11 protein-coding genes and 1 riboswitch are annotated in these 12,372 nt (G+C 41.3%); of the genes, 9 read left to right on the top strand and 2 right to left on the bottom strand.

Annotated features, from left to right (window positions below; all coding sequences use genetic code 11):
• Positions 1-35 precede the first annotated feature (35 nt).
• A riboswitch (Lysine riboswitch) is annotated at positions 36-209 on the bottom strand.
• A gap of 238 nt (positions 210-447) precedes the next feature.
• Genes FFM67_RS02820 through FFM67_RS02810 form a run of 3 tightly spaced genes read left to right on the top strand, consistent with a single transcriptional unit; the run spans position 448 to position 2,561 of the window.
• Positions 448-1,146, top strand: coding sequence for an NAD-dependent protein deacylase (locus FFM67_RS02820; RefSeq protein ID WP_137613121.1), 699 nt, complete (start codon positions 448-450; stop codon positions 1,144-1,146).
• Positions 1,147-1,198: 52 nt separating this feature from the next.
• On the top strand, positions 1,199-2,041 hold the full coding sequence (locus FFM67_RS02815; protein WP_137613120.1) for a chorismate mutase: 843 nt from the start codon (positions 1,199-1,201) through the stop codon (positions 2,039-2,041).
• Complete coding sequence (locus FFM67_RS02810) at positions 2,034-2,561, top strand: transcription repressor NadR (protein ID WP_137613119.1); 528 nt, start codon at positions 2,034-2,036, stop codon at positions 2,559-2,561. The genes FFM67_RS02815 and FFM67_RS02810 overlap by 8 nt, the downstream gene beginning before the upstream one ends.
• 24 nt (positions 2,562-2,585) lie before the next feature.
• Here the strand turns inward: FFM67_RS02810 and def are convergent, their stop codons facing one another.
• Positions 2,586-3,149, bottom strand: a complete 564-nt coding sequence (gene def / locus FFM67_RS02805) for a peptide deformylase (RefSeq protein ID WP_071861746.1) — start codon at positions 3,147-3,149, stop codon at positions 2,586-2,588.
• A gap of 267 nt (positions 3,150-3,416) precedes the next feature.
• On the opposite strand from def, the gene rpsO reads away from it, so the two are divergent.
• The 6 genes from rpsO to FFM67_RS02775 all read left to right on the top strand — a co-directional run bounded on the left by rpsO (position 3,417) and on the right by FFM67_RS02775 (position 10,829).
• Complete coding sequence (rpsO, locus tag FFM67_RS02800) at positions 3,417-3,686, top strand: 30S ribosomal protein S15 (RefSeq protein WP_071861745.1); 270 nt, start codon at positions 3,417-3,419, stop codon at positions 3,684-3,686.
• Positions 3,687-4,114: 428 nt separating this feature from the next.
• Positions 4,115-6,244, top strand: coding sequence for a polyribonucleotide nucleotidyltransferase (gene pnp / locus FFM67_RS02795; RefSeq protein WP_137613118.1), 2,130 nt, complete (start codon positions 4,115-4,117; stop codon positions 6,242-6,244).
• Between the two features lie 523 nt (positions 6,245-6,767).
• Positions 6,768-8,774 carry a KUP/HAK/KT family potassium transporter gene (locus tag FFM67_RS02790; protein ID WP_137613117.1) on the top strand — a complete coding sequence of 669 codons (2,007 nt, stop codon included), beginning with the start codon at positions 6,768-6,770 and terminating at the stop codon, positions 8,772-8,774.
• 236 nt (positions 8,775-9,010) lie between these two features.
• Positions 9,011-9,400 carry an RrF2 family transcriptional regulator gene (locus tag FFM67_RS02785; RefSeq protein ID WP_137613116.1) on the top strand — a complete coding sequence of 130 codons (390 nt, stop codon included), beginning with the start codon at positions 9,011-9,013 and terminating at the stop codon, positions 9,398-9,400.
• Positions 9,401-9,490: 90 nt separating this feature from the next.
• Positions 9,491-10,084 carry a class I SAM-dependent methyltransferase gene (locus tag FFM67_RS02780; protein ID WP_137613115.1) on the top strand — a complete coding sequence of 198 codons (594 nt, stop codon included), beginning with the start codon at positions 9,491-9,493 and terminating at the stop codon, positions 10,082-10,084.
• Between the two features lie 220 nt (positions 10,085-10,304).
• Complete coding sequence (locus FFM67_RS02775) at positions 10,305-10,829, top strand: flavodoxin domain-containing protein (protein ID WP_170177979.1); 525 nt, start codon at positions 10,305-10,307, stop codon at positions 10,827-10,829.
• A gap of 49 nt (positions 10,830-10,878) precedes the next feature.
• On the opposite strand, the gene FFM67_RS02770 is transcribed toward FFM67_RS02775, so the two are convergent.
• Positions 10,879-12,255: an MATE family efflux transporter gene (locus tag FFM67_RS02770; RefSeq protein WP_137613113.1), complete on the bottom strand. Its 1,377-nt coding sequence runs from the start codon at positions 12,253-12,255 to the stop codon at positions 10,879-10,881.
• Between the last annotated feature and the right edge of the window lie 117 nt (positions 12,256-12,372).

The following is a 12,372-nucleotide window of genomic DNA, read 5'->3' as shown; positions in this document are numbered from 1 at the left end:
GCTTGCAGATAATAAGAAGATGGTGTTCCCTCTCACAAAAACATAGCGCAACTTAGCATCACTGCTAAGACAGTCCGCAAGTTATTTGCTTGCGTCCCAACATACAAAACTTAGAGAATTTTGTACATTTCGGCGAAACTTCCTAGTCCTATTTCATCGTGTCTCTACACTCCATAGGGTTAATAAGGTTCGCGACCTCTACCTCATTGTACTGAGGCATCTCGTATTCAGTTATTATGTTTCACAGTCTAAAGGGTAGAAATGAAAAAGTCAATGGAAATCATTTGAAATGAACAAAAAAACGGGTGTATTTTTTAATGATCACCACTTTTTTGTCGGATTGGACAAAAAGAATTGAATAAAACCATTTTTATCAAGTAAATAAATTAGAAGAGTTTTTTTATTTTACCCCGCTTTTATACTATACTTAGTCTTGAGGTGACAGAAATGGAGATCACGATTGATCAAGGGATACAAATGATTCAAGCAGCGCAAAAGATTACATTTTTGACAGGTGCGGGCGTTTCGACGCCGTCTGGAGTGCCGGATTATCGCTCGTTACAAGGTGTTTATCAAGGACTTGAAGCGCCAGAATATTTATTGAGTAACGATTGTTTGGTGAATGAGCCGCAGAAATTTTACGAATTTGTCAAACATCTGTATCATGAAGAGGCGAAACCAAATGTGATCCATCAGATGATGGTGAAATTGGAAGCGGAAAAGGAAGTCTGGATCGTTTCTCAAAATATTGATGGGCTGCACGCAGCAGCTGGAAGCCAGCACTTAGTGAACTTTCATGGTTCGCTGTATGACTGCTATTGCCGCAATTGCCAACAGCCAGTTGCGTGGCAAGAGTATTTGCAAAGTGATCACCATAAAGAGTGTGGTGGACAAATTCGGCCAAATATCGTTTTGTATGGCGAAGGCTTTGAAGAGTCGGTGATCCAACAAGCAATTTATGGGGTGGAAAAAGCTGAACTTGTAGTCATCGTCGGGACAAGCTTTCAAGTCCACCCGTTTTGTGATTTAATTTATGAAAAAAGTAGTGATGCAAACGTATTGGTGATTAATCAAACACCGATCCAATTAGCGGGTTCTTATGATTTTATCCAGACAAATGGGGTCGCGGTGTTTGAAAAATTGTAGCGGTTCACTTAGATAGAAGAGCAACGCTTCATACAAATGAGGAGGAATGTGCGTGGAGTTAACTGAAAAAGAAAAAATGATCGCGGGAAAATTATATTTTGCTGGCGATCCAGAATTATCGGCAGACCGTAGAGATGCCCGCGTAAAATTACGAACAATCAATCAAGAGGCAGATAAAGACAAGCGGGAGGTCTTTGTCAAAGCAGCCTTTGGAGGAACGAAAAAGCATGTCTACATCGAACCTTCGATTTCCTTTGATTATGGCTACAATATTTTTGTAGGGGAAAATTTTTATTGTAACTTCCACAATGTTTTTCTAGATATTTGTCCTATCACAATTGGGGACAACTGTATGTTTGGACCGAACGTCCAATTATATACAGCCAGTCATCCGATCGAACCGGCCAAACGCAATAGTGGCTTAGAGCTAGGCAAGCCGATTACAATCGGGGACAATGTTTGGATCGGTGGCTCAGCAGTGATTGTCCCAGGTGTGACGCTAGGAAATAATGTCGTCGTTGCCGCCGGAGCGGTGGTGACAAAGTCATTTCCTGATAATGTCGTTGTTGGGGGAAATCCGGCGCAGATCATCAAAACGATCGAAGAAGAATCGGAACAAGACGCACTCTTGCAAGCACGAGAAAAAATTGATCAGATCGATCAAAAGCTCGTGGCTTTGTTGGAAAAACGCATGGCAGCAGTTAGTGAAATTTCTGATTATAAAGCACAAACGAATAAAGTGGTTTTAGATCCGAGCCGGGAAGAAATGGTCTTAGCAAAGATAGCAGATGCGGTGAAGGATGAAACGTACCGCGAAGCGATCGTTGAAACGTTTAAAGACATTATGAAACAATCACGAACGTATCAAGAAGGGCGGTTGAAGACGGATGATTGAAGGCGAGCAACGTAAAGCCCAAATTTTAGCCGCCTTGCAGCAAGCAGATAAACCTATCAGCGCTACTAGCTTTGCTAAAAAATTTGGCGTTAGCCGGCAGATCGTCGTTGGGGACGTCGCTTTGCTACGGGCTTCCGGTGAAAATATCATCGCGACGGCACGAGGTTATTTATTAGAAAGAGAAACAGAAAAATTAATCAGTAAGATCGCGGTCCAACATGAGCGCTCACAGGCGGAAACGGAGCTACGCACGATTATTGATCAAGGCGGAGAAGTGATCGATGTGATCGTAGAACATCCCTTGTACGGTGAACTAATCGGTGGGTTGCATTTGACGACTCAAAAGGATGTCGATCGTTTTTTGAATCAGGCACAAAAAAATCAAGCGGCCTTCCTCTCTGAGTTAACGGATGGCATCCACTTGCATACGATTGCATATGATTCTTTGGAAGATTTAGCCAAAATCAAACAAGCTCTCTCAGAAAAAGGGATCTTATATGAAGAAAACCGTCACGCGTAAGCGTGACGGTTTTAAGCTTTCTAGTTAATCAATGACCAAGACGCCATCTTTTAACTTCAATGGATTTTTTTCATCGATGTGATCGTAGAACATGATGCCATTGATATGATCGATCTCATGTTGAACGACGATAGCATTATAATTCTTCAAGCGAATCTTGTGTTTTTCACCTTCTGCGTCGAAATAAGAAACCGTGATTCGAGCTGCTCGCACGACGTAGCCAGGAACTTCGCGATCCACGGATAAACAGCCTTCACCTTCACCTAGACAAGCTTCTTGAACAGAATGGCTCAAAATTTTTGGATTGTACATCACGGTGCTAATGCCGCTCTCTGGTTTTTCCGGATCGATGCTAGGCACATGGACAGCGATGATCCGTTTTGAAATATCTAATTGGGGCGCCGCTAAACCGACACCACCGCGTAAATGTAGTTCTTCTGCTTTCTCGGGATCTTGACTATTTTTAAGAAACTGCAGCATTTCTTTTCCAAGTTCCACGTCTTCAGCAACTGGAGGAATCGGGACTTCTTTGGCGACAGCCCGCAAGGTCGGATGGCCTTCCCGAATAATATCATCCATTGTGATCATTAAAAAAAACTCCTCTCAAGACATGATTTCATCACGTAAGTTTAACACAAAAAGTAAATCAGGTACAAAAACTGTTTTTTTCAAATTCATTCCTTAAAAAAATTGTAATGATTATAAAAGACTCGCTTAAATTGCTATACAGCTTGATTTTTTAGAGCAAATCAAGTAAAGTGTTAGAGTGTGCACAGCACACCACCTATCACTTGGTTGGGCGATTCACCAACGCTTTACTCAGTCATAGGAAAAAATCAGAAAGAGGTGAAAAACATGGCAATCTCAAAAGAACGTAAAAACGAAATCATCAATGATTTTGCACGCCATGAAGGAGATACTGGTTCTCCAGAAGTACAAATCGCTGTATTAACGGAAGACATCAATCAACTGAATGAGCATGCACGTATCCACAAAAAAGACCACCATTCATACCGTGGCCTTATGAAAAAAATTGGACATCGTCGTAACTTGTTAGCTTACTTACGTAATACTGACATCCAACGTTACCGTGAATTAATCCAACGTCTAGGACTACGTCGTTAATTCGTACAACTATGAAAGTGAGGTTCCTAGGAATCTCACTTTTTTTTGACAGTTGTGCTTTTTCCAGCTTGTCTGGTGAAGAAGAAAAGCAAGAAAGTTAGTATCAACTATTGTTTCGGCAGTATCGTGCAATGTTATGCGTGCGAGAATAAACTCATTTTTCGTGATTTTCGAAAAATGATTGCCACAAAACGAGCAAGCTGCGATTCAGTATCTTCGCCGTTTCAAATTATAAGCGGCTTAATTTAAAGAGTCGCGGTGAAAATGTATGAATTATCTGAGCTTGACTCAGACCAAATAAAACACCTTTGATTGGCGTGTTGTTCACTCTACTAACCAAATGGAAGTAGCTAAATATCCCAGTAAAAATGTTCGCTGTTTCCATTTGTTTAGTAGCGTCGCACTGGTCAAAGGGCAAAGGAGAAGTTATGTCAGAAAAACAAGTTTTCAAAACCACTTGGGGCGGACGCCCTCTGCAAGTTGAAATCGGTCAACTTGCCAAACAAGCCAATGGTGCTGTTTTAGTACGTTACGGCGATACTGTTGTATTAAGTGCGGCAGTTGCTTCAAAAGAAGCGAAAGATTTCGACTTTTTCCCATTAACCATCAACTATGAAGAAAAAATGTACGCAGTCGGTAAAATTCCTGGTGGCTTCATTAAACGTGAAGGTCGTCCAAGTACGGATGCAACGTTGACGGCTCGTTTGATCGACCGTCCAATCCGTCCGATGTTCGCAGACGGCTTCCGTAACGAAGTTCAAGTAACCAACGTTGTAATGAGTGTGGAACAAGATTGCTCGCCATCAATGGCAGCGATGTTTGGTTCTTCATTGGCGTTATCAATCTCTGATATCCCATTCGAAGGCCCAATCGCTGGTGTTGATGTTGGTCGCGTGAATGGGGAATATGTCTTGAACCCAACCGTGGAACAACATGCCCAATCAGATATCGACTTGACAGTTGCCGGAACCAAACAAGCCATCAACATGGTGGAATCTGGTGCGAAAGAAGTTTCTGAAGAAGATATGCTAGGCGCTTTGCTATTCGGCTTTGACGCAATCAAAGAATTAGTTGCTTTCCAAGAAGAAATCGTTGCCGCTCTTGGCAAAGAAAAAATGGAAATCAAATTGTTGCAAGTGAATCCTGAGCTTAAAAAAGAAATTTTTGACGGCTACTATCAAACAATGAAAACAGCCGTAATGACCATGGACAAATTGGCTCGTGAAGACGAGATCCAAAAAGTCAAAGAAACGGTCAAAGAAGTTTACGCAGAAAAATTTGCCAACATCGAGACAGAAGATTTAGTTCAAATTACGAAAGAAGTAAAACAAATCGCGGAAGATCTTGAAAAAGATGTGGTCCGTGAATTGATCACGATCGATAAGATTCGTCCGGATGGCCGTAAGTTGGATGAAATTCGTCCATTAGCCGCTGAAACAGGCTTATTGCCACGAGTTCACGGTTCAGGTTTATTTACGCGGGGACAAACGCAAGCTTTGTCTGCTTGTACGTTAGCTCCTTTAGGTGAACATCAAATCATTGATGGCCTTGGAACCGTTGAAAGCAAACGATTCATCCATCATTATAATTTCCCACAATTCTCTGTGGGTTCAACGGGACGCGCAGGTTCTCCTGGTCGTCGTGAAATTGGACACGGAGCATTAGGTGAACGTGCGTTGGCACAAATTATTCCAAGTGAAGAAGACTTCCCTTACACAATTCGTTTAGTAGCCGAAGTTTTAGAATCTAACGGGTCATCTTCGCAAGCAAGTATCTGTGCCGGAACGTTGGCATTGATGGACGCGGGTGTGCCAATTAAAGCACCTGTTGCAGGGATTGCAATGGGACTTGTCTCTGACGGGGAAAACTACACAATCTTAACGGATATTCAAGGTCTTGAAGACCACCTTGGCGATATGGACTTTAAAGTTGCCGGAACAAAAGACGGAATCACTGCGTTGCAAATGGATATTAAAATCCAAGGAATCACAGAACAAATTCTTTCTGAAGCCCTAACACAAGCAAAACAAGCGCGGATGGAAATCCTTGAAGTCTTAACAGATACAATCGCGGCACCTCGTGAAGAATTAAGCCCATATGCTCCGAAGATTGAAATGATCCAAATCGATCCAGATAAGATCAAAACAGTTATCGGTAAAGGCGGCGATACCATCAATGGTATCATCGAAGAAACTGGCGTGAAAATTGACATCGATCAAGACGGCAATGTCAGCATCGCTTCTTCTGATGCAGAGATGATCAAGAAAGCCATCAAGATCATTGAAGAATTGACCAAAGAAGTTAAAGTCGGCGAAGTTTACTTAGGTAAAGTTGTCCGAATCGAAAAATTTGGCGCATTTGTTAACTTGATTAAAGGAAAAGACGCATTGGTTCACATTTCTCAATTAGCAAACGAACGTGTGAATAAAGTGGAAGACGTGGTTAAATTAGGCGATGAAGTACTTGTAAAAGTGACAGAAATCGACCGTCAAGGCCGGGTCAATGCTTCTCGTAAAGCAATGCTAAAAGAAGAAGAAACCAAAAAAGAAGAAAAATAATTCGCTCAATGACGTTTTTCTTTGACAAATAGCTCTCTAAACCGGATAATACGGTTAAGTTTTAGGAGAGTAGCAACATAGAGTCCGCTCTATGCTTTTAGATCAACATCATTTGCTGTGTACTGGTCTACCGGACAATTTGCAAGACCTAAACAATAGTGAAAACTGTTGTTCAGGTCTTGTTTTTGTCAGTTCTGCTTTTCGTAGCATGCTTGGTTACGACGATAAGTTTATTGGCTAGAAATATGAGATAGACAGTTTGGCAGAATGCTATGTCGACGATACTGAGAATACATGTTGTTAAAAATTGATATTCTCGTTATGTTCAGAGTTCCATCGCAGGGCAAGGATAGGTTTGTTTTTGCTGTTTTTGGGGAAATAAACTCCTTGAAATAGAGGTGCTATCACTCCGACTTTTCGCCGACAACGCTACATTGACCAATAGTAATTCTTTAGCTTTAGCAATTATTCAACAAATTTTTTGAATTTTTTTTGATTATCGATCAGCATAGGAGCGTGTGTAATGGAAAAGAAAAAGAGTCATACAAAGAAATTATCAGCGGCAGGCTTGTTGATCGCGATGGGCGTGGTTTATGGCGACATCGGAACGAGTCCTTTGTATGTAATGAAGGCGATCTTGGAAGAAAACGGCGGAATCAGTACGGTTACCAATGATTTCGTTTTAGGAGCAGTATCGTTAGTTTTTTGGACAGTCATGTTGTTGACGACGGTCAAATATGTATTGATCGCTTTACGGGCGGATAATCATGGTGAAGGCGGGATTTTCTCGTTGTATACTTTAGTCAGAAAAGGCGGCAAGTATTTGATTATTCCAGCTATGATCGGCGGCGCGGCATTACTTGCTGACGGTGTATTGACCCCAGCTGTGACAGTAACCACTGCCATTGAAGGTCTGCGCGGCATTCCTGATTTTTATCAAGAGTTTGGCAATAATCAAAACATTATCGTGGTTATCACATTGGTCATCTTGCTCTTGTTATTTTTGATTCAACGTTTTGGGACCGATTTTGTCGGTAAGGCTTTTGGTCCAATCATGTTCTTGTGGTTCACTTTTTTAGGCTTGATGGGACTATTGAATATTCCCTATGACTTCAGTGTGATCAAAGCGATCAATCCTTATTATGCCGTACACTTATTATTCAACCCCGATAATAAAATGGGAATCTTTATTTTAGGCAGTATTTTCCTAGCGACGACCGGTGCTGAGGCTTTGTATTCTGATCTGGGGCATGTCGGCAAAAAAAATATTCATTTCAGCTGGCCGTATGTCTTAATGTGTTTGATGTTAAATTACGCGGGACAAGCTGCGTGGATCTTACATTCAAAAGGCAATCCGTCGATTGAAGGAATCGAAAATCTGAATCCTTTCTTCCAAATTTTACCCGATGGTTGGATGATCTTTGGCGTGTCGTTTGCGACAGTTGCTGCGGTAATTGCATCACAAGCGTTGATTTCTGGTTCTTTTACCTTAGTTTCTGAAGCAATCAAATTGAAATTATTACCAAGAATGCGGATCATGTATCCGGGAAAAAGTATCGGTCAAATGTATATCCCGGCAATCAATCTGATCCTATGGGGCGCATGTTCATTAATCGTCTTGACGTTCCGCACGTCTAGCCATATGGAGGCGGCGTATGGTCTGTCAATTACAGTGACGATGTTAATGACGACGTTCTTGTTGTATCATTATTTATTACAAACAGGGACTCCGAGAGTTTTAGCAACGGTGATGCTAGTCTTTTTCGGTACGTTAGAAGGCTTCTTCTTTGTCTCAAGTATTACCAAATTTTTCCATGGCGGGTTTGTGGCTGTGGCGATGGCGTTGCTAATTCTTGCGGTGATGTATATTTGGCATCGTAGCAATCGTGTGCAAGAAAACGCTAGTCAAGATGTGCGCTTTAAGGACTATTTACCACAGCTACAGGAGCTTCATGAGGATGATAAGATTCCTTATTATCAAACCAATGTCGTCTTTTTAGTTCCACGTTTGGAAGGAGACGAGATTCCGCAGCAATTTATTTATTCGATTTTGGACAAACGCTTGAAACGAGCGAAGGCGTATTGGTTCGTCAATGTGGAGGTAACCGATGAGCCTTACACCGAAGAATACAGCGTGGATATGATGGGAACTGATTTTATCGTGAAGGTAAAATTGTATCTAGGGTTCCGAATCGCACAAGATGTGAATGTTTATTTGCGGCAAATCATTCATGATCTGATGAAAGAAGGTCGGTTGCCAAAACAGCCGCAACATTATTCATTGACACCAGGACGCCAAGTCGGTGATTTCCGTTTCGTAATGATCCAAGAAGAACTTTCAAATACTACGAAATTGGCAAAATGGGATCGGCAAGTGATGCAGGCACGGTTGGCAATTAAACATCATACTGTTTCTCCGGAACGCTGGTTCGGCATTGAATACAGTGAAGTAACTTATGAGACGGTCCCATTAATTGTCGGTGAAACCCGCAAAACCTGGCTAAAAGAACGAAAGCAACCCTCTATTTGATGGGAACGTGACAACCATGTTTAGCTTCAGAATTTTGGTTTGTTTCTGAAAAGGGAGTTTCTTGACGAGTTATTTATAACTAAGGAGGTATGGCAGCAAAGTGCCATACCTCTATTTTTTTAGCAAAAAACGGATCCAAGCATCCGGATTTTAGAGTAGACATTGTTCGTATGGACAGTCATTTTCTATTTAGCTATTATAGATAGATAATATCTATAATAGCTAGGAGAGTAATGATGAAATTTACTAAAGCTGCCAATATGGGTTTACATGTCATGGTCTATTTTGCCCAAAACGATCAACTTGAAAATAATCTTAGCATTCATGACTTGGCGAATAAATTTGAAGTATCGTCTTCTTACTTGTCTAAAATTTTGACTCAACTAGCCAAAGCAAGTTTGGTCTCTTCAGTGTCAGGAGTAAAAGGTGGTTACTGTCTAAAACGAGATCCTATAGAGATTTCATTTTTGGACATCATCCGTGCGGTTGATGGGTTACCTGATGAAGTCAACTGTTTGGTGAATAATCAACAAAGCTGTCCGATTGGTCGAATTATCAACGAAGGCGAAAATGAAATGTGGTCCTATTTTTCCTCAGTGAAACTCAATCAGCTTTCTGATCTATAAGGGAACAACTTTTTTTGTAAGTAAAGGAGATAACTAGCTTCAATACTAGTTGGGATGAATAAACAAATAATTGAAAAGGAATGATTTTTAATGACAAAGCATCCGCATGGCCACCACCATTTAGAAAATGAGGATAATTTTAACCGAATGGTAGCTAATTTGGATAGTGAAGAGCGCGAAAAACAATTACCTGCTGAGACAATTTTAAGTTATTTGCCTGACTTAACAGGAAAGACAATTTTTGATGGTGGAGCAGGAACAGGATTTTTAACAATGCCACTCGCGAAACAAGCTGAGCGAGTCATTGCCTTTGATCAGTCAGAAAAAATGTTAGAGTTGATCGAAAAAAGAGCAGTGGAGCAACACTTGGAAAACATCACACGCATGAGTGGGGATATTAAAAAAATTGAGCTGCCGGATAACTCTGTGGACGTAGCTATCGTTTCTATGATGATCCATGAAGTAGACCCATTTCAGGAGGCTTTGAAGGAATTAACACGGATTATCAAACCAGATGGACAATTGATAATTTTGGAATTTGAAGAAGAAGTTCACGTAAATGGCGGGCATCGTATCCCCTCCCAAGTAATGAAAAAAAGCCTTGAGAAATTGCAGTTGCCGATCCTAAAACAGGCATTTCCAGCGGAAGGTATCTATTTGTTTAATGTAGGGAAAAATAAATAATTCGTTGTTATTTTTGAATAAGTTCTTTTTGTTGTTGCGAGAAATAACGACGCCTTCTGTCACATGTCCTTCTTTGTAGAAAAGCTTCAAAGATAGTAAATTTTGGAAGTAATGGAACGATGGGGTACACTAGATAAAAAGGCAACTATCTGGATTGTTTGCGAAGCGAGAAGTAACGATCAGCAATTGAATGGAGCTTAGACAAAAAGGAGACGACGAGATGGCGCTAATTATTTATGGGACACAATATGGTACGAGTAAGCAATATGCGGAGCAACTGGCGACGATTACTGGTGATTCTGTGATCGATAGCCGACACTTACCAAAGGAGCTGCCCGAAGCACATGTGATTTTTGTTGGTTCGGTGTATGCCGGACGGATGACCGGACTGAAAAAAGTCTTGCAGGTTTTAGCTCCAGAAAGAAATGAGCTGACAGTCGTGACCGTTGGGATGACGGATGCGCGTAGTGAAGAGTTAGTGGCGGGGATTCATCAGCCGATTGCGGCGAAGGTGGCGGAGAAAAAAATTTCCTTGCGAGGCTGCTATCATTTGCAAGGGAAAGTGAATTACGATGGGTTGGCACTGAAACATAAATTGGTCATCAAACCGATGGTCGCGGCTTTTAAGAAAAAGTCGGCCAATGAATTAGATGAGCAAGCGAAAATGCTGCTACGAGCTTTTGATCAAACAAACGCAAATGAGCCAACAATTGATTTTGCTGCTTTGGCAGAAAGAATGACATAGCTATAAAAAAAGACGAAATTCCCATCTATCGGGAGTTTCGTCTTTTTGATTAGTGCTCTAAACCAATTTCTGAAGTTTCGATTATTTGTTGCTGTTGATCTAATTGTTTTAATTGGCGCATCGCTTTGAAGTAAGAAGCTAATAAGACAGCGACTGAACCAATCCAAGCTAGGGGTGAAGCAAAAGCTGCACCGGCAAAACCAAAGGAATGAGTCAAAATAATCGCTGCAAAGGAACGCATAATCAATTCCATCATGCCAGCAATCGTTGGAATCTTTGCTTGACCTAAGCCTTGCAAAGTATAGCGCAAAATGAAAAGACCGGCCAAGACCCAGTAAAGCGAGCCATTGATATTGAAATACGTTTGCGCCAATTCAAAGACATGCGTCTCACTTGGAGCGACGAACAAAGAAACAAAGGCTCGGCCGCAAGTGATCACGAGTACCCCAGCTAGAATGCTAAAGGCACCACTCATTAGTAAGCCTTGCTTCACCCCTTGGATGATTCGGCCATATTTTTTAGCACCCAGGTTTTGTGCGGTAAAAGTGGCCATAGTAATTCCGAAGGACATCATAGGTAGTACCGCAAATTGATCGATCCGACTGGCAGCTGCTTGGGCAGCAACTACATCCGTTCCTAATGTATTAAGGGCAGATTGTAAAACAACGGCACCAATAGCGATGATTGAAGATTGGAAGCCCATAGGTAATGCCGCTTTTAAATGGATTTGGAAATCTTCTTTATCAAAAGAAAAATGTTTGCGGCTGATTTGCAACAACGGAATTTTCCGACGAATGAACCAAACACATAATAAACTAGCAAAAACTTGAGCAATGACAGTAGCGTAACCAGCACCAGCAACCCCCATATGGAAGTGAATGATAAAAACCAAATCCAAAATAACGTTGACAACAACTGCGGATGCTAAGAAAACTAACGGTGTCCGGCTATCACCTAAAGCGCGTACCATATTAGATAAAAGATTGAAGCTCATGGAAGCGAAGATCCCAGCTAATAGAACAGAGATAAACTCTTGGGCGGGCTTCAACAATTCAGGGGGTGTTTGCATCAAAAGCAACAAGGGACGTAAGAAAATCAAGCTTAAGGTCGTCAGAATAACTGTGACACCCAGACCGATCACAATGGACGTAGCAAAACTTTTCCGAACACCCTGCGCATCTTTTGCGCCAAAGCGTTGAGCCGTAATGATGGACAATCCGGAAGTCAGACCTTGGGCGAACCCGATAATCAAGAAGCTAACGCTCCCAGTAGCACCGACAGCAGCCAAAGCATCTTTACCTAATGTCTGACCAACGACAAGCATATCCACCATACTGTAAAATTGCTGAAAAACATTTCCGACAAATAAGGGCAATGTAAACAATAAGATCAATTTTGCTGGATTTCCGTGAGTCAATTCTTTCATTATTTTCCTGCTTTCTAAATAAATTTTCTGCTTGATATTACCACAAAATTTTCTGAAAGCAAGAGTCTGATTCGAAAAAGTAAAAAAAAGAGACAACCCTTAAGAAAAGGTTGCCTT

Source organism: Enterococcus viikkiensis, from assembly GCF_005405345.1.
GTDB classification, from domain to species: Bacteria; Bacillota; Bacilli; order Lactobacillales; family Enterococcaceae; genus Enterococcus_A; species Enterococcus_A viikkiensis.
Note: the sequence above shows the minus strand (reverse complement) of the source record. Positions and strands in the feature narration are given on the sequence as shown.